We start from the raw sequence: 17677 nt of genomic DNA, 5'->3' as shown, positions 1-17677 counted from the left end.
CTTTCTCCATTCTTTATTTTTGATACACGATCTTACCCTTAAAAATCGTCATTGCCACTTCAATTTCTTTGATCGTTTCCGGTGCCACCGCCAATGGATTTTGATTGAGCACCGTAATATCCCCGGCTTTGCCAGCCCTCAAGCTGCCCCGGATTTTTTCTTCTTTGGCCGTATAGGCGCCATCAATAGTAAAGAGTCGCAGCGCCTCGGCGGGACTGATGGCGTTCCCGGAATAGGGCGGGTTGACCGCCGCATGGATGCCCAACAGCGGATTGATGGGGGTGACATTGGAATCGGAGCCGCCATTGACGACCAAACCGGCATCCAGCAGTTCCCGCAGGGGATAAGCCCGACGATTGCGTTTTGGCCCCACCCGTTCTTCATAAACACTGTCGGGGCCGCCCCGCAAATAGGTAAAGGCTGGCTGGGTAGAAATCACGGCACCCAGGGCGGCCGCCCGTTTTATGTCGCTTTCATCAGGAAAGCCGAAGTGTTCAATCCGGAAACGGTGATCCGGCATCGGAAACTTAGCAAGAGCCTGTTCCAGACAATTCAATACCTGCGTGATGGCCCGCTGGCCGATGGCATGAAAGCCGGTCTGCAATCCAGCCCGGTGGGCGGCTTCGATGTAGCTAGTGACCCATTCATCGGAGAAAAAAAGCTCGCCCACCGAGGTGGGATCATCACAATAGGCTTCTTTAAAAGCTGCCGTTCGGGAACCAATTGAGCCATCCAGAAGAATATCGGTGCCAATGATTTTAAGATTTTGGGCGACAACATCCGCCACTCGAGTGCTGCACCAATGGAGCACCACATGAATGGGCAGTTCGTCGATGATCTTTAAAAACACCGGAATGTCGTAATCCGAAGACAGATCGCCACCTTCCATGGCATGAATGGTGGTCACCCCCATGACTGCGGCAATTTGCGCCGTATGGCGGATGGCCGTTTCCCGCTGGGCCCAGCTCATCTTGTCAAAAAAATACTTCCGGGCGTGGCTGTTGGCCTGACTGTGCAGCCGACCTGATAAATTCCCGGCGGCATCCCGACCGAGTCCGTCTTCGGCTTCGCCAATGGCCATCAATTCCATGGCGATGGTATTGACCTGGGTATAGTGCAGCCCCCGATCCACCAGATATACTGGTCGCTCTTTAAAACAGCTATCCAGCTCGGCAGCAGTGGGCGGTCTTTTTTCCACCAGCCGGGATTCATCCAGACCATAGCCAAAAATCCATTCGCTGGAATCACCTGTCTGTTCCTTTACCAATGTTTCCAGCACCTCTTTAACCGCCCGGCAATGATAAAGATTAATCCCAATGGCCGACAAGCCGGTGCTCATCATGTGCACGTGGCAATCGTGAAGCCCCGGGATAAACGTTTTGCCACCCAGATCGATAATCTGCGCCCCTTCGCCTGCTGCCAGATTTTTTATTGCCGGAGATGCTCCGATTTTCTCGATGACGCCATCCTTTATATAAATGCCCTGGCACGACGGTTGATTCGCATCCATGGTCACCCCAATACCGTTTATCAGGGCCAATTTGTTTTCCATAGCAGCCTCCTTTTTCCCTTTAACGCCATGGTTTAATTCAGAAAGGCGGCATCGCTGCCGCCATTTTTCTTTACTCCAGGATCTTTTTAACTTCGGCGGCAACTGCTTTGCCGAGGGCGGCATGACCATCGGCGCCGAGATGAAGACCGTCGATCGCACTGACCTTGGCCACCGTGGCGGCATCAAAGAAAGGTACGCCCCGGCTTTCCGCTACACCCTGATAAAACTTGGCCATCTCGATTGATTTTTCCCGGTTTCCGGCAAACATCACGCTAAAGATGCCATCTTCAATGGGACCCAGAGGCGGTGGCGCAATAAAGAGAACCTTTGGACCATCGGGACCAAAAGCACCAACCTGGGCCAGAGTTTTATCGAGAATCAGACTGGCACCATTGGCAATATCCTGAGCCGTCACGGTATAACGGCATTTTAAATCATTGGTGCCGATCATAATAATCACCAGATCCAGCGGCGCATGACTATCCAGCAGCGGGATAATATGCTGCTTGCCACAGCGGTATTCTTCAATCGGGTCATCCCATACAGTGGTTCGACCGTTTAGTCCTTCGGGAATCACCTTGTAATCACCACCCAGTTCCTGCTGAAGTACTCCGGCCCAGCGAACCTCATCCGGCCAGCGTTTAATCACGTCAACCAGATCATTGGATGGATCCCATCCCCAGGTGTTTGAATCGCCAAAAATCATTACGTTCTTCATGAATTTTCCTCCATTTATATAAATTTTTGATACCAATAGAAAGCCTCAGGTTTCCAGATTCCATAAATCCGGATTGCTGGTAGCGACGGCTGCCACGCTAATGGCCATGGCTCCGGCGATTTGTTCGGCGGTTGTCATTAAACCGCCCAGGATGATGGGTGTTGTGGCTTCACTTTTTATCTCCCGGACAAGCTGCCGGGGGATGGTTCCCGGCATCAGAATAACCACATCCGGCTGTTGTTCTTTGATATTCGCTAAACCACTACGGCAGGCATCAGAATCAATGACAAAAAATCCGAAAGCGGCAAACATACCGGCCTCTTTGATATATTTCACACAGGGTGCCTTCATTGTAATGACGCAGTCAACACCGCAGTTTGCCATATACTGGATACCCATTTTATCCCGGGCAATTCCTTTAATCGAATCCTGGTGAACCATCACCTTTTTCCCAAAACGATGAATATGCCCTACCAGTTGTGGCAGGGTGTTGACATCGCCCAATTTAAGCATGATCCAATCCGCCCCGGTTTCTGCCATGGCATAAAGCAGTTCTTTGCGCTGATGAACCGAGGGGATCACCGGTTTGCTTTTAAATGACTTGTTTGTATTTTTTGTTTCCACAGGCATTCCTTTCTCAGTACTCACTTCCCGATGTTCCACGCCCCGTTGCCTGATCGCTTTTGCTCCTTGGGCTTTTGCCGCCCTCCGGCGATTGTCCCGGTTTTTTCCGGCACTTATTTCAAACGTGAAAAAAGTCCGCATCATACTGGGGCACAGCCGGACATTCCGGCGTGACGCACCACAGTATCATACGGACATCTCTTAAACTCTTGCCCTGTTGGTATTCTTTTGTAATGGTTTACCATCTTTTATTTTATGCTTATTCCGCGATATTGTCAAGGTCGATTTGCTATATTTACACGAAGCAGCTGTAAGGATTATGGCATGTGTTTATAGAAAATTTCCAGCATCGCCGCACTGGAGGCTGATCCCGGATCCCGATGACCGATGGCCCGTTCACCTAAACGCATGGCTCGACCTTTTTTGGCAATCAGTGGCACTGTTGAGTCGGATCCCTGAGCCCCAACTTCCATGGCTATTTTCATCGCTTCTTTGGGGGAGCACCCGTCATCGTGATAGGCTTTTTTCATGGCATCAACCGCCGGACGCAGGGTATCAACCATGGTTGCATCGCCAACCACTGCTTTGCCACGCTTTTCGATGATGGCCACACCAGACTCCATCATCTCAATGAATTCATCGAAGGTCACCTCATCTTTGCCCTTGACCGGTAGACCAAACTTCATAAAAAAGCCCCCATACAATGGACCAGCGGCTCCGCCAACCTTGTCCAGCAAGGCTGTCCCGGCATTTTTAAAGATAGTGTTAATATCTTCTGATTTCCATTCTTCCAGATTTTTACTGACTTCACGAAAACCAATGCTTAAATTCATGCCGTGATCGCCGTCGCCGATGGCGGAATCCAATTGAATGAAGTATTCCTTTTTTTCTTCTGCCATTTCAATAAGGTCTTCAATGACTGCAATAAAATAGTCTTTATTTAAGATATAATCGCTCATATTCTTTCTCCTGACAATGGATTAATGGGCAGTCTTCTGACCGCCCATTTGGTTTGTTATTAAGATTTAGGGTTATGTTATTAAGAAATTGTTATTTAAGAATAGATTTTGATCGTTTATTTTTCTGGGATTCGGGCTTAAAACTGTTTAAAATAAGGAGTATCGCAGGGATAATCCAATAATTCTTTGATCTCGTCGTCCAGCTTGACAAGGGTGACCGACATGCCAGCCATATCCATCGAGGAAGCATAGGAACCGATCAGGGATTTGTAGATGGTAATACCCTTTTCTGCCAGGATCTCGGCAACCCGACGGAAGCAGATATGAAGATCCATCAGCGGCGTGGCGCCGAGGCTATTGACCAGGACGTATACTTCATCGCCAGCTGTATAAGGGAGATCCGCCAGAATTGGTGCCATAATTTGGTCAATGACCTTGTCCGCTGGTTCAATTTTGCCCCGACGAACCCCAGGTTCACCATGGATACCCATGCCAATTTCCATGTCACCGTCTTCCATTTCAAAAATCGGGCCGCCTTTAGATGGCAGGGTGGCTGAGGACATCGCCACACCCATCGTGCGGGTAACATCGTTGCACTTTTTAGCAACAGCGACCACTTCATCTAAATCACCGCCCATTTCCGCCTTGGCTCCAGCTACTTTAAAGACAAAGAAATCTCCGGCAATCCCCCGACGATCTTCAATGTTCTCTGAAGAAATAACATCATCAGTAATCAATACGGTTTCGACCCGGATGCCGTCTTCTTCGTCGGCTTTTTCAGCACCCATATCAAAGTTCATGACATCACCGGCATAGTTCCCGTAAAGATAGATGCAACCCTTTCCGGTATCCACCGCTCTAACCGATGCATAGCAAGGATCAGGCGATGGAGAGGTATTAATGTTACCAATAACCGCCGCATCAGCAAAGCCTTTGCCCACATACCCCAAAAACAACGGTTCATGACCGGAGCCACCACCGATGATCACGCCAACCTTATCTTTTTGCTTGGCGCTTTTGCTGACGACCACTCGGCCCTGGGCTTCTGATGCCTGATCCAAAACCACATGATCTTTGTGGGCCGTTACGTAACCGGCCAGCATTTCTTCTACTACATCATAGGGATCATTGATTAATCGTTTCATTTCATCCTCCTGAAAAAATAATTTGTATACGTTTTCTTAAAAGCAAGAACCATGCCAAAATAAATACTCGTTACCTAGCCATTTGACACTATTTCATTGCCGGACTCCGGGGATTTTCTGCCCGCCCGGGTATTATTTACCCATTTTTTGTTTTTTTTAACACACTTTTCTGAGGGTCGCCCCTTCTTTCGCGGTTGCAATGATCTGTTCCAGATCATTGCAGATGGTTGCCTGAACCACACCACCAATAACCCCTTCAACCAACGGGGCATCAACAATATGAACCTTTTCCTGGATCGCATCATCCAGCATTTCGATGGCCGTTTCGCTACACAAAACGGCACTGCCCAAATCGACAAAAATAAGAATATGATCACATTTGGTAAGTGATTCAATCGCCGCTTTGATTTTTAATGTATTGGTGCCAATCCGACCACCGTCAGCGCCACCAGCTGCGATGACATCGACGCTGCCGTCATTCATTTCCATCACAATATCACGCAGCCCTTCGGCCAGCTTTTCGCTATGGGACACAATAATTACGCCTGTCATTTTTCTTCCTCCTTTCGCTTATTTACCCATTCCATTGTCACGTGGCAAATTTCTCTTTGTAACCAGAATTATCTATCAGCTCTCTGTTTTAATGCCACGGTGAATCGTGTTATCAGGTATTCTGAAAGCTAGTAATAGCAAATAACGTGCCAATTCTATTTGAGTTGATATTTATCCGCTTTTTTAGAAATTGTTTTATGATCCAAACCCAGTGCCTGACCGGCTTTGCGGAAACTGCCATGTTTTTTCAGGGCCTGTTCGATCAACCACCGTTCCATTTCCGCAAAGGTGGGGAGATCATCCCCATCCGATGAAAACGTCTTCTCCCGACAGTTTAGGTCACTTCCCTGATCACACAGATAGGCGGGCAAATCCGCAATGGTGATCCACTCGTTATTTGACAGGGTCATACCCCCTTCAATCAGGTTTTCCAGTTCCCGGACATTTCCCGGGAAGTGATAGTTTTCCAGGGCGGTCAGGGCATCTTTTCTGATGGCGCATTTGGGCAGATCATATTTTTTGCTGATTTTCTCGGTAAAATATTCCACCAGCAGGGGAATGTCGCCCTTCCGTTGCCTTAGCGGCGGCAGCATTACGGTAATGACATTGAGGCGATAATAGAGATCCCGTCTGAAGCTGCCTTCCTGCATCATCGATTCCAGGGGGCTGTTGGTGGCGGCAATCACCCGGACATCGATTCTGATCGGCTTAACCCCACCAATGCGTTCGATTTCCTGCTCCTGGAGCACCCGCAGCAGCTTGGCCTGCATGGCCTTGTCCATATCACCGATTTCATCAAGAAAGATCGTACCGCCGCTGGCAATTTCAAACTTGCCCCGTTTTTCTTTATAAGCGCCGGTAAAGGCCCCCTTTTCATAGCCGAACAATTCGCTTTCCAGTAAATTGGAGGGGATGGCGGCGCAGTTCATCCCTACAAAAGGCTTATCACTCCGGGCGCCAGCCCGGTGAATGGCCCGGGCCACCAGTTCTTTACCAGTGCCGCTTTCGCCCCGGATCAGCACCGCCGCATCGGTTCGGGCGGCCTTTGAGGCCACTGTCAGACTCTCAATCAGGGCGCCACTCTTGCCGATGATGTTATCAAAGGATTGATTGAGCCCCTCTTTTTTGGCCAGTTCTTCCTGAAGATACTGGGTTTTCTGAGACAGCAGTTCAATCCGGTCAGCCAGCTTGGCAATTTCGGTCAACTCCCGGGCGACCACCACATTGCCCCTGAATTTGGCATCGATCATAATCGGACGGGCATGCATGATAAACTCCCGGCCGTCGGTGGTGGAAAGAATGATCTCCTCTTTTCCGGCAAAAAACGGATCGCCGAATTTTTCTTTGGGAAAGAGTTCCTGAATCTTTCTGGTTAGAACCCGGGTCCCTTCCTTCTTGAACATTTTGACAAAGGGGTGGTTCACATAAGTAATTTCCCGACAGCGGTTAATCATGCAGATGCCATCGTCGACGGTTTCAAGAATGTTATTGAATTTTTCTTTTAATTCTTTGACACTGTGGAGTTCCCAGGACAGCTCCTCAAGCTGGGAAATATCCTGAAACACCACCACCCCGCCAACCACCTCTTCATCAACAATGATGGGACTCTTGTTGGTAATGACCCACTTGTTGCCGATCTTGTGTTTCAAGCCGAGATTTTCACACTTGGAATGGAGCAGGTCGTTGAGATTAAAGTTGGGCACCCATTCATCACCCTTTTTTCCGATAATATCCTTGGCCTTGATGCCGGTGATTTCCTCGGCTGCCCGGTTGAAAATATTGATGATGCCATTGCTGTCCATGGCGATCAGACCGTTATTGATGCTTTCAAAAATCTTTTCACTGGCCAGGGTATTTTCCTGGAGGATGCTGTCAATGGCTTCGGTTTCCGGTATTTCCAGCTCGGGCGTCTGGCCCAGAAACGACGCCAGCCGGAACACCGCCTCCTCACTGCCACTGTCACTGCTATACACTTCCACCATCTCGCCATTTTTAACTTTCAGGGAAACCAGTGGCAACACACTGTTGCAGGGCACCCCCTCCTGAGAATTAATCCGCCGCAAATAGAGCTGGCAGTCCCAGATCTTTTCAAACTTCTGGGACTGCCGGGCAACCATCGCCGCCACCCGGGTATGCAAGCCATTTTTATTTTTTATGATAATCCGCTGGGTCTTTTCCATCAAAACCTCCCTGTCTTTTCATGGGCCGACATTCTGTCATATTTTCCATTCACTTTTACTTAATTTCTATTTCGCGCAAATGATTCTATACTTTACAAACCCAAAACTCTGTGCAATAATGATAACGTATCCAAAAACGAATTACCTTAAGGGAAAGACATTTTTACATAATGTAAAATATCTTTTCCAAAAAACAAAACCGAGGAGGTTCATCATGAAAATTGCTGTTGATTGTGACGACGCTGCCATTGATTTTAAAAATGAGATTTTTAACTACCTGAAAAAGGCTGGTTACGATGTCACCGATTTAGCCTATTCTGCAACTCACGATTGTGATTATCCGGAAATTGCCTTTAACCTGGCCGAAACCATCAAAAACAAAGAATATGACCGGGGCTTTATTTTCTGTGGCACCGGTTTGGGGGTAGCCATGATGGCCAACAAGGTTCCCGGGGTTTTTGCCGGCACCTGTCATGATGTCTTTTCAGCCGAGCGGCTGGCTAAAAGCAACGATGCCAATGTATTAACCATGGGTGCCCGGGTAATCGGCGTGGAACTGGCCAAAATGATCGCCGAAGCCTGGTTAAAAAGCGAATTCCAGGGCGGCGGTTCAACCAAAAAAGTTGAAAAAATGCGGACTCTGGAAAAAACCTATCTGAAGTAGGCCGACCATGAAAAAATTTTTACTGGGAACCAACTGGAAAATGAATAAAACTCTGGCTGAGGCCACCGACTATACCCTAGCCGTTTCCGAAATTATTACCAAATACCCGCAGTTTGAGTTTTTTATCATTCCCCCACACACCCACCTGTGGAAGTTAAGAGAACTGCTTGATTTAAACAAAAGCACCCTCAAACTGGGGGCTCAAAATATGCACTATGAGGATGCCGGTCAGTTCACCGGTGAAATTTCGCCTGTGATGCTGGCCGAAATCGGCCTGGATCTTGTCGAGCTGGGCCACTGCGAGCGACGCCAGTATTTTAATGAAACCGACGAAACCGTCAACCTGAAAGCCCTGGCCGCCCTCAAACACCAGCTGCTGCCACTGATCTGTATTGGCGAAAAAATGAGTGACCGCAACTATGGCATTTCTCGGGAAATGTTGGCCAAACAGCTGAAGGTGGCCCTGAAGGACATTTCTGCCGATCAGATCGGCACATTCTGGATTGCCTACGAGCCGATCTGGGCCATTGGCGTCAACGGGATTCCCGCCGAAACCCCCTATGTCAACGAGATCCACGACTTTTTGCGCTCCGTGCTGCTTTCCTTGTATGGCCCCGCCGGAAACGATGTGCCGCTTTTATACGGTGGCAGCGTTAATATTAACAACGCCAGTGAATACGCCCAGCTTGACAATGTCGATGGCCTCTTCATCGGCCGCAGCGCCTGGGAACCGGATCTTTTTGAAGCACTGATGGCATCGGTAAGCGATGTGCTGCGCTAAGCCTTTTTACAAACGAATCCTGATTTTTAAGATACCCGAAGGGGTATCTTTTATTTTTTCAGAAAATGCTGGATTTTACAAATCATCCGTGGTATATTTTAAACATGTTTAATGTTTGTGCAAACGCCAGTGACGTTTGCACCGGAGCAAAACATAACCACAGTAGCGCTGCAATCGTTTACTAATTACTAATGATGCGAGGAGAATTTTTTGATGAATCCAAGAGAAAACGTGATGGCCGTGTATCGTGGCCAACAACCCGATTATTACGGCGATTTGATGGCTGCGGTCGAGTTTATTCCTGATCCTTTCTTTGTTCGGGATGCCCTGCTCCCTCAGGATGGTCAGGAATATCAGGATTCCTGGGGAACCGTACGGGTTTTCCTGCCGGGTGCACCGGGGCCCCATCCCCATATCACCCGGGATAATGTGGTCATTACGGATATTGAAAAATGGGAAGAACAGCTGACTGTCCCCTCCCTTGACAATCTGGACTGGAGCACGGCCCGGGCAGCGGCCGCCCAAATCGACCGAAACGAAAAACTGGCCTGCTTCTTCTACCCGGGGGGACTTTTTGAACGCAGTCATTTTCTGCTGGGGATGGAAGATGCCTTGATGGCTTATCTGGAGTATCCCGACGAAATGAAAGCCCTACTACGGGTGATTGCCGATCATAAGATGGCCTATATCCGCAAAGTGGCCGAAGAAACCCAGCCGGATATCATTTTTTATCATGATGATTGGGGTACCAAACAGAATCTGTTTCTACCCCCGAAGGTCTGGCGGGAGATTATCAAACCGCTGCAGCAGGAAATCGCCGACACCATCCATGACTGCGGGATGATCTACATGCACCATGCCGACTGCATTCTGGAACCAATTGTCAGTGATCTGGTGGAGATAGGCGTTGACATCTGGCAGGGCGTCATTGCCCAGAACGATATCGTCAAAATCCAGGCCATCACCCAGGGCAAACTGGCCATGGTCGGCGGCATTGACGGGCCCAAGATCGATGTCGAAAACATCACAGAAGAGCAGATCCGGGCCGAAGTGCGTCGGGCGGTTGACAGCTACTGTCCTGGCGGACGTTTCTATCCGTCGATCCCCAACGGCATCTGCTTCCGGGAATGGAACAACGGCATTGTCATGGACGAGCTGGCAAACTACGGCCGGGAATACGCCCGAAATAACCCCGTCGCTTAACCGAAAGCCAGGCAAGCGACAGCGCAATCGGCAGCGCTTTTTTATCAGGCCGGAGTGTGCACAATACCCTACCTCGTTGTGCACCTCCGGCTGTTTTATGGCTGCCCTCACTTTGACACAACACAGTTTCGGCCCAGTTGTTTCGCTTCGTAAAGGGCTTTATCAGCCCGGTCAATAAAAGCTTCCGGCGACTCGCCCGGTTTATAGGTGGCTACGCCAAAACTGGCGGTCTGTCTGAGGCCCTGGGTAAACAAGGTCTTTTCAACAACAGTCCGTAACCGTTCCGCCGCATATATTGCCCCTTGTGCATCAATTTGTGGCATAATAAGCAGAAATTCCTCGCCGCCCCAACGACTCAACACATCAACGGTTCTGATTTCCCGGGTCAGTATTTTTACCAGCTGAACAAGAACCGCATCGCCAATATTGTGGCCGTAGGTATCGTTGACATTTTTAAAGAAATCGACATCTATCATCATAATGGCACATTCCTGACCATACCGGTTACACCGGGCGATTTCACTTTGCAGGAATTCATGGCCTTTTAAGCGATTGTAGACCTGGGTGAGATAATCCCGCTCAGCCAGCAGTCTGGCCTCCTGGTTGGCCTGCTCCAATTCCGCTGTGACCACCTTAATAAAATTAACGAGTTGGGAAATAATGCGATTGTTCTGGCGGTTAAAGGGATCGACCATGGCTTCAGCGCTCAGCTTTTCACCCCCATTTTCAGCCGCTTTGCGGCCCCCTCCAGCGTTGCCCCGGCTGAAAAATTTGACCAGTCGGGCAATCATCCGATTATCCCGGCGGTTACAGGGTTGGCCGGTTCGTAGTTCCGTCGGCCCTGTTTCAAGCACCGCTTCAGGCGGTTTACCTACTCCTTCTTTCATACTCACCGTCACCATGGTGGCATTAAGCAACATCACTGTTTCTTCGTGAGAGACAATCTCGCCATGGGTATAAAAACCGGCTGACGGGGCAATGGTTTGAAATGCTTTGGTTTCCAGCTCCACCTCATTCTGAAGCAGAAAGCGACGACAGGTACAGGAATAGATAAAAATCCCTTCCGGATGAAAGGCCTGAACCCGATCCTGAATAGCCCTGGCATTTTGAATGATCATCGCCGGATTTCCGTAGCCAATCCGGGCCGATTCGCCCTGTTTGATATCGGCAATAAATTTTATGTCGTGATGATCCTTGACTTCATTCGGCGTTTTGGCGTAGACAACCCCATTTCTTTCGACCAGCAGGGGAAACTCCAGCACATTCAAAAAGAAGTTTTCATCATCTTCAATGTTCAGATACCGATGGTACACCTCAAAAGCTGGCTGATTATCAATTGTTTTTAACCACAAGCCGTCCGTCTCGGTCAGTGTCAGTTCTTTACTCAGGGGTTCCCATCCTAAATACGTATGCACCACAATATCAATGTCATCACCCGTAAAAACCACTGCAACGACCCCGCTTGACGAGAAATGATGATTCAAGGTGACGATGGGTTTCTGCTCGCCTTCGTAAACGCCGGCACCAGCCCCAAAGACCGGATAGGTTCCCCTTCTGCCCGCCGAAAAACCCTTGAGAAAATGAGACACATCCATTGATGACGAGGTTGCCAGCAGCAAAACCCCGGCAATCTGCTGACAGTTGCTTTCAATTTTTTCTGATAAGCGTTTTCCGACAAGGGCTTCGTCCTGGTTTTTGGTATCTACTAAAAAACCCTGCACGCCGGTCTTTTCAAAAAATACCAGGGAAATGACGGTGGTGTTGGTGAGTAACCGCCCCTCGCCAATTTCCCCCATGGTCGAGCTTCCGACAATTACCGCTTGCGGTGCAACAACCCGAAGTGCAGCTTCGATTTCTGTGAGCCATTGGGGATCACTCCGGGCTGAGAATATTTGTGCGAAGACGGACAACGAGCGCTTGGTCTGATTTTTTACTTCTTCTGTTTGAAGCCATTTCTTCAGTGTTTCAATCTGATTGATCGAAATGATTTTATTAATCATTTTTAAACAGTCTCTTTTCTTGTTAATGGTTGCTTCTTTTCGCAACGCCGGTCTTCCTGGTTGATCTGTTGTCTGTATAGCCCCTGCCAGAAATACAGTAATTCTCACTATGATGCCCTTAATAACTGTCTCGGCGCAAAAATGTATAGTTTATCATATCAAAATACGGGATCGTTTGCAATGCCTCAGAAATCGGGTTTTTGTGAAGCAGCAACCCGGCACCGTTACCATTATGACGCTGGCGGCCGTCATCAGGGCAGGTGCGTTGGCTGCGGTCTTCCTTTCCGGTTGCCGATTTTTGTGCTTCCTGACCACCCGACTTGTTTTAGTTTTCCGCTGAACGCATCATGCAGTAACAGGTCAGGCCGATATCATCTGATCGATGCGATTCCATCAACTGAAATCCAAAGTGTTCATAAATCGGCAGGTTGTCGGGATTGAAGGTCTCCAGTACCATCGGCTCCTGATTGGCCGCACATTTTTTTAGCACCGGTGTCAGCAGTTTTCTGAAAGCCCCGGTACCTCGTGCGGACTTGTCAGTGGCGATGACCAGCAGATGATAAACGTCTGTGGCACCATAGGCGAGATGCCAATTCGACGGAATGATCTGGGTCTGACAGACCGCCCGATCGGAAAGCAGCTGCAATTCCTCCGGATTCACGACCGCCAGCAGTTGTTGGGCGGATTGCTGCATCACCTGGGTCAGCCGTTCTTCGGGCCATTCCCGGGTTGCGTAACCAATCAGCAGCCCCTGGCCATCAGGCAGTACCTGGACGGCATTTTGTACCATGAAAGCCTGAATCTGCCCTGCAAACTGAGCTTCAATCAACAGGTCGGCCCGATCAAGACCATTGACCTGAAAGATCACCCCCGGATCTTCCATAAAACGGGTTTTCATCAATTGGGTATAGGTTTTTAGTTCATTTTCATTTAACATTTGCATTCCTCCGTATTTTTGTTTGACATGAGTTAAGTGCTCCGGGTACTATTTTATCTGCTCCAGCAGGGTTTTTCGGGGATAAAAGCCAAAGCGCTCATAAAAGCTGAAGGCTTTTTCGTTGCCGACGGCCACCGACACGGACTTGGTATGGGCCCCCAACTCATCCATCCAGGCAATGGCATTACCAAGCAAGGTCTCTCCGAGGCCGAGGCCCCGATAGTCGTCCTGGACATATAAGGATTCCATCTCCGCATCACCGGAGCATTCAACCCGGGAAATGCAGTAGCCGACATTTTGAGTAGTTTTTGGATCAACTGCAATTTCGATTCGCAGCCGCCCATTTTGGGCCTTCGTGAGCAGATTTTTTTTGCGCATCGCAAACGTAAAGGCTTCATAGTGAGCTTTAAAATTCACGGCGGCATCGCGGTGATGCCGGTTCAGCGCTTCCCACAACTCCTTAATGTCATCCAGCAGCGATTCATCGCCGCTGCGATAGGTAATCGGTGTGATTGCGGGGTTTTTGCCTTGGATCGGGCTTTTTTCCTTACTTTGCCCCCCGATATCATCCTGGGCGGCAAACGGATTCCTGTCATCTGCGACTTCCTGAATGATCACAATCGGATCAGAGATCAATCCATAGTGTTCATCCTCAGGATAGGTCACGGCAATCAATGGTTCCTGCCCGGCATAGGCAATCATGCTGGCCATTGAATCCCACTTTGTGCAGAGAAAAAAATGAGCAAAATCCTCCTGCTCGACGATTTTCAAAAAAGCACCCCGATTGCCCGGGATCGCCAGGGACTCTTTAACACCGGTTTGATATTCATATTGTTCAAACGCCGCCCGCATTTTAAGCGGCACAATTCCATGCCAGGTTCGTGAAAACATGATAACTCCTTTTATTCTATAAATACTTTAAATTAAATGGCATTCAACAGCCCCACATACACGTGTTACAGGTCGCATTCGATGTTGGTGCTTACAGTCCCAATCTGTGGTGTCGTTTTGTGCGTAAGTTAAGTGTTCCTGACACCCAGCGGATACTGTGGCAGCTAGCGCCTGTGCGTCTTCAGCCCGGGAAGATCATTGAATCGATCTGTTCATCAATCAAATTTTTTGCTGCACAGTGGCCCATTTTCCCGCCAACAAAGGCATAGGTTCCAATGACCTGCCCGTTTTGTTTTTTAACCGCTGCGGCAATACTCTCATGAACCTTGTCGCTGTTTCTCAGATCAGTAAATTGCTGAAAGGTGATGATGGTCACCCGTTTCCCTGAAAAATCGGCCTGCTTAAGAAAGGCGTTCATCGCCGGTACGGCATTACTTGCCCAAATCGGCTGCATTAAATAGACGTCCTGCGCCGTTGCGATTTCCTGCCAGGGCTCGCCTTGCAGTTTGGAGCCTTTTTTAAAAAGCGCCTGCAGGAAGTTGCCTTTTTTTTGTTCCCGCAGTTCGATTATTCTGCCGCCGAGCCGCTCATTTAAGCGCATTGCGCCGCTTCGGGTATTCCCATCTTTTGAAAAATAGACGATGGCGGTGTGATTCTCGTTTCCCATAGCATTCCTCCATTTTTTACTTTGTATTTCTTTTTCAACCGTTATTTATTCTCCGTTGGTTCGACATTACGTGACGTGACCGGCATCAGGGGAATGGGTGCCTGTCTATCGGGTACCCCAATTCTGCAGTTCCACAATGTTGCCTTCCGGATCGGTGGCATAAACAAAGGTGGCCACCACCTGATTGGGATAGTCCGCGACAATCCGCTCGCCAATCTGACCCCCTCCGGCCGCCAGCACTTTTTTGAGCATTTTATCGAGATCATCGACTTCAAAGGCAAGATGCCCCAAACCCGTCCGATTAATTTGTGGTAATCCCCCATCGACCCAATCGTCGTAGGAAAATATTTCCAGCGTCGGCAAGCTGTTTTCATAGCCCGGTAAACAAAGATGCTCGCCCCGGATATGCGCCCCCCGGATTCCCGTCAGCTGATCGATCCAGTTTCCCTGCAGATCTCGTTTTGGCGGGACGGGCACACATTCAAAAACTTCCTGGTAAAACCACGAGAGCTTTTCCCAGTCTTTGGCAATAATATTGGTATGGGTAAATTTTATCTTCATGATTCTCCTTCGTCGCCATGCCGCATGAACAACGGCTTCAAAAAACATCCACCTTTGCGGTACTGGCCAAATGAAACGGTTGTCCCTTACTCTCAGCAGTAGGGGTAGCTTGGTCACCGGCTACCATGGACAAGGGGATAATCGTCCGGAACACATCGCCCTCGATAAAAATGGGTGCGGTGCCGGAATAGATTTTGCAGTATTTATAGGTATTGCGGATACCCGATCCCAGTTCGTCCACCAGTCCGATTTCCTTAAAGAATCGGGCAATGGTAGGATTCTTGGGGATCAGAATCGGTTTCTTAAACTAAAACGTTAAGGGCATGCGCCAAAGGCTCTAACGGCTTTCTCCCTGATTGTACCGATGATGAACTGATCCAGTTGGGACTCGGTCTGGCGGCTGGTCAGATGGATGATCGGCAACTGCTTGACTGAATTATTGATCATGTCTGATGCCATCCGGGTGGATCTTGTTTTATAGTGCACAAAACCTTCGTCCCCTTGAACTCTGATGTCTCCCTTTTTTTCGTTATTGACGCTATTTTAAAGCTCTGACTGAGCTAATTGATAAAATCGACCTCTGCTTTTTCCAACGGCCTCGATAATTTGTTTTTGCTGTAATGAAACAAACACCCGTCTTACCTGGGCCGGTGATAACCCGGTTAATGAACTTGCCTCCTGATTGACTATTTTTTTATTTTTTATCAGGTATTCAACGATTAATTTTTCATTCGGGTTTAATTCGCTCATTATCCGCTCATATTCGCTCATTATCCGCTCATTATCCGCTCGTTTCTGCACATCACTGAAATCTTCATTCTCATCACCTGTTTGTTTTTTCATGATCAATCATTCCAAAGGATATGTAATCTTTCCGGCCTCAATTCTTTTTTCGGTGGCTTTATAAAAATTGGATTTAAACAGGGTAAAGCTGGCGTCGCTGAACTTTTCATTGGTTGACAGTGCATCAAAGGAAAGCCGCTGGCCTTTTAACATCAGCTCATGAATGATATACGCCGGTGCAACGACACTTTCATTACCAATTCGCACGTATGCGGTTCTTGTCCCTTCATTGACATAATAGTAAGGGGTCATTTTCCCGGCTGCAATCTCCAGAACCAGAATGTCCTTGTTTTCCATGGTGACCGGCTTCAGTGAAAACATAATGAGTGGATCAACCTTGGTTTTTATGAGGTTGCTTATTTTTTCGGCATCCGCCTGAACATGGTCCAAGCCGATAATTTGGCGATCATCATCCACGCCAAACAGAATGCTACCGCCAATGCCGTTTGCAAAAGCAACAACCGTTTTCAACCAGCTCTTCGGTTTTGCCTTTTCCAATGAAACTTTAAAATCGACATCGGTTGATTCTGCCGTTAGTAGTTTCTTTAGCTCTGTTTTCATCGTTCACCTCATTTATATTTTCATTAGTTAAGTGGTGCCTGGCCCCGGGGCCACTTTATGCGACAACGTTTTATCTTGAAGCGATTTCAAAACGTCTATCTGGGTGCCGGTTAAATCGACTTGGTGCTTTACTTGGTGCTTGTCCTGTTCGACGATGGTATCTAAAACAGCGGATAGCGTGAATTCAATAAACACGCCGGAATCATTCGATTTTCTTGCCGCTTCGATTGTATCATAGTATTGCGGTCGCTTCGAAACTTTCCAGATTCCTCAACCAAGCCCTGTGTCATTAACTCGTGGGCTTTCAAAAAGTCTTTTACGTCATTGGGGTTGAAGTTTATAATTTCGTCATAGGCTTCGTATGCATTTTTAGTATAAGTTGGTTACAGGCACGTCTTCTGCTTTTGATCATGTCTGACACTATCCGGGTGGATCTTGTTGTTAATTAGCAAATTATAAGTGTCAAAACAGTCCTGATTTAATCAAATTATTCCAGCTAAACCCGGCTTTTTAACTATGGTATAATGATTAATCATTATGCACTTTAAGGAAGCATCAACCATGGTTCACCTGGAACACTTTTCTGAACACCCACTGGATTACATCAACGAATTCCACACCACGGAAAGAGTCCGCATTGACAGCTGCCCTCATTGTTTCACCCGCAGGCGGCTCCATCTTCATGGTATCTATCACCGACATGTAATCTGGCATGAGGATGTCTTCTCCATTCCGGTACAACGCCATTACTGTATTCATTGCGGTAAGACCGTGAGTATCCTGCCTTCTTTCTGCCACTCCGGGTTTCAGCTGGCCCTTCCATTTCTACTGGAACTGCT

At 48.3% G+C, this 17677-nt stretch carries 19 protein-coding genes and 1 pseudogene; 4 read left to right on the top strand and 16 right to left on the bottom strand.

Annotated features, from left to right (window positions below; all coding sequences use genetic code 11):
• Window positions 1-13: 13 nt before the first annotated feature.
• The 7 genes from ACWI_RS17085 to ACWI_RS17055 form a co-directional block, all read right to left on the bottom strand.
• Window positions 14-1552 (bottom strand): amidohydrolase, encoded by a 1539-nt coding sequence (locus tag ACWI_RS17085; RefSeq protein ID WP_070372660.1) that lies wholly within the window; start codon window positions 1550-1552, stop codon window positions 14-16.
• Between the two features lie 70 nt (window positions 1553-1622).
• Window positions 1623-2270, bottom strand: coding sequence for an SGNH/GDSL hydrolase family protein (locus ACWI_RS17080; RefSeq protein ID WP_070372659.1), 648 nt, complete (start codon window positions 2268-2270; stop codon window positions 1623-1625).
• A 45-nt stretch (window positions 2271-2315) separates the two neighbouring features.
• Window positions 2316-3038: a glycerol-3-phosphate responsive antiterminator gene (locus ACWI_RS17075; protein ID WP_070372658.1), complete on the bottom strand. Its 723-nt coding sequence runs from the start codon at window positions 3036-3038 to the stop codon at window positions 2316-2318.
• A 173-nt stretch (window positions 3039-3211) separates the two neighbouring features.
• Window positions 3212-3853 carry a dihydroxyacetone kinase subunit DhaL gene (dhaL, locus tag ACWI_RS17070; protein ID WP_070372657.1) on the bottom strand — a complete coding sequence of 214 codons (642 nt, stop codon included), beginning with the start codon at window positions 3851-3853 and terminating at the stop codon, window positions 3212-3214.
• Window positions 3854-3990: 137 nt separating this feature from the next.
• A complete protein-coding gene (locus ACWI_RS17065) occupies window positions 3991-4998 on the bottom strand; it encodes a dihydroxyacetone kinase subunit DhaK (RefSeq protein WP_070372656.1) in 1008 nt (335 codons plus the stop codon).
• A gap of 156 nt (window positions 4999-5154) precedes the next feature.
• Window positions 5155-5550, bottom strand: coding sequence for a dihydroxyacetone kinase phosphoryl donor subunit DhaM (gene dhaM / locus ACWI_RS17060; protein ID WP_070372655.1), 396 nt, complete (start codon window positions 5548-5550; stop codon window positions 5155-5157).
• A 155-nt stretch (window positions 5551-5705) separates the two neighbouring features.
• Window positions 5706-7730 (bottom strand): sigma 54-interacting transcriptional regulator, encoded by a 2025-nt coding sequence (locus tag ACWI_RS17055; protein WP_070372654.1) that lies wholly within the window; start codon window positions 7728-7730, stop codon window positions 5706-5708.
• 214 nt (window positions 7731-7944) lie between these two features.
• Between ACWI_RS17055 and ACWI_RS17050 the strand changes: the two genes are divergently transcribed.
• The 3 genes from ACWI_RS17050 to ACWI_RS17040 all read left to right on the top strand — a co-directional run bounded on the left by ACWI_RS17050 (window position 7945) and on the right by ACWI_RS17040 (window position 10378).
• Window positions 7945-8394, top strand: a complete 450-nt coding sequence (locus tag ACWI_RS17050; protein ID WP_070372653.1) for an RpiB/LacA/LacB family sugar-phosphate isomerase — start codon at window positions 7945-7947, stop codon at window positions 8392-8394.
• Between the two features lie 7 nt (window positions 8395-8401).
• Complete coding sequence (locus ACWI_RS17045; protein WP_070372652.1) at window positions 8402-9175, top strand: triose-phosphate isomerase; 774 nt, start codon at window positions 8402-8404, stop codon at window positions 9173-9175.
• Between the two features lie 213 nt (window positions 9176-9388).
• Window positions 9389-10378, top strand: coding sequence for a uroporphyrinogen decarboxylase family protein (locus ACWI_RS17040; protein WP_070372651.1), 990 nt, complete (start codon window positions 9389-9391; stop codon window positions 10376-10378).
• Between the two features lie 107 nt (window positions 10379-10485).
• On the opposite strand, the gene ACWI_RS17035 is transcribed toward ACWI_RS17040, so the two are convergent.
• The 9 genes from ACWI_RS17035 to ACWI_RS17000 all read right to left on the bottom strand — a co-directional run bounded on the left by ACWI_RS17035 (window position 10486) and on the right by ACWI_RS17000 (window position 16838).
• Window positions 10486-12423: a sensor domain-containing diguanylate cyclase gene (locus ACWI_RS17035; RefSeq protein ID WP_070372650.1), complete on the bottom strand. Its 1938-nt coding sequence runs from the start codon at window positions 12421-12423 to the stop codon at window positions 10486-10488.
• A 280-nt stretch (window positions 12424-12703) separates the two neighbouring features.
• Complete coding sequence (locus tag ACWI_RS17030; RefSeq protein ID WP_070372649.1) at window positions 12704-13315, bottom strand: GNAT family N-acetyltransferase; 612 nt, start codon at window positions 13313-13315, stop codon at window positions 12704-12706.
• A 48-nt stretch (window positions 13316-13363) separates the two neighbouring features.
• Window positions 13364-14206 carry a GNAT family N-acetyltransferase gene (locus tag ACWI_RS18680; RefSeq protein WP_084633804.1) on the bottom strand — a complete coding sequence of 281 codons (843 nt, stop codon included), beginning with the start codon at window positions 14204-14206 and terminating at the stop codon, window positions 13364-13366.
• A 181-nt stretch (window positions 14207-14387) separates the two neighbouring features.
• On the bottom strand, window positions 14388-14873 hold the full coding sequence (locus ACWI_RS17020) for a flavodoxin family protein (protein ID WP_070372648.1): 486 nt from the start codon (window positions 14871-14873) through the stop codon (window positions 14388-14390).
• Between the two features lie 105 nt (window positions 14874-14978).
• On the bottom strand, window positions 14979-15434 hold the full coding sequence (locus tag ACWI_RS17015; protein WP_070372647.1) for a VOC family protein: 456 nt from the start codon (window positions 15432-15434) through the stop codon (window positions 14979-14981).
• Window positions 15435-15471: 37 nt separating this feature from the next.
• Window positions 15472-15723 carry an ATP-binding protein gene (locus ACWI_RS19575; protein ID WP_423230217.1) on the bottom strand — a complete coding sequence of 84 codons (252 nt, stop codon included), beginning with the start codon at window positions 15721-15723 and terminating at the stop codon, window positions 15472-15474.
• Between the two features lie 26 nt (window positions 15724-15749).
• On the bottom strand, window positions 15750-15920 hold the full coding sequence (locus tag ACWI_RS19150; RefSeq protein ID WP_175440977.1) for a hypothetical protein: 171 nt from the start codon (window positions 15918-15920) through the stop codon (window positions 15750-15752).
• 57 nt (window positions 15921-15977) lie between these two features.
• Entirely contained in the window at window positions 15978-16277 is a 300-nt protein-coding gene (locus ACWI_RS17005; RefSeq protein WP_070372645.1) for a hypothetical protein, read from the bottom strand.
• 6 nt (window positions 16278-16283) lie between these two features.
• Window positions 16284-16838, bottom strand: a complete 555-nt coding sequence (locus ACWI_RS17000; RefSeq protein WP_070372644.1) for an AlbA family DNA-binding domain-containing protein — start codon at window positions 16836-16838, stop codon at window positions 16284-16286.
• Between the two features lie 561 nt (window positions 16839-17399).
• Here ACWI_RS17000 and ACWI_RS18675 point away from each other — a divergent pair.
• A pseudogene (locus tag ACWI_RS18675) lies at window positions 17400-17677 on the top strand (transposase); the annotation flags it as partial.

Origin of the sequence: Acetobacterium wieringae (genome assembly GCF_001766835.1) — a bacterium.
In the GTDB taxonomy this organism is placed as follows: domain Bacteria; phylum Bacillota; class Clostridia; order Eubacteriales; family Eubacteriaceae; genus Acetobacterium; species Acetobacterium wieringae.
Note: the sequence above shows the minus strand (reverse complement) of the source record. Positions and strands in the feature narration are given on the sequence as shown.